General features: G+C 32.3%; 1 protein-coding gene. It reads left to right on the top strand.

The window, feature by feature from the left end:
- Positions 1-144 precede the first annotated feature (144 nt).
- A complete protein-coding gene (locus PZE06_RS28715; RefSeq protein ID WP_275792500.1) occupies positions 145-270 on the top strand; it encodes a hypothetical protein in 126 nt (41 codons plus the stop codon).
- The last annotated feature ends 21 nt before the right edge of the window (positions 271-291 follow it).

The following is a 291-nucleotide window of genomic DNA, read 5'->3' as shown; positions in this document are numbered from 1 at the left end:
GTATTCTGCATGCTAAACAAAATTAAAAACAGAGGTCTTTTTAATATGGTACCTGTAGTTATGACACTCAAAAAAAGAGTGTTTTATCTACAGGTATTTTTTATTATACTGGAATTTCTAGATATGGGGATTAGGTGAGACAACATGAGTAAGATTACATTTTCAGCTAAAGAGAATAAAGCACTACAACAGAATCCAAATGTTCAACGTGTTAGTGAAAAAGCTATTACATATACTGACACCTTTAAAAATAGATTTATGGATGAGTAACTGTCCGGCAAACATCCGCGT

It is taken from the genome of Robertmurraya sp. DFI.2.37 (assembly GCF_029211245.1).
In the GTDB taxonomy this organism is placed as follows: domain Bacteria; phylum Bacillota; class Bacilli; order Bacillales; family Cytobacillaceae; genus Robertmurraya; species Robertmurraya methanolica_A.
This window is presented reverse-complemented; position numbering and strand designations above follow the sequence as displayed.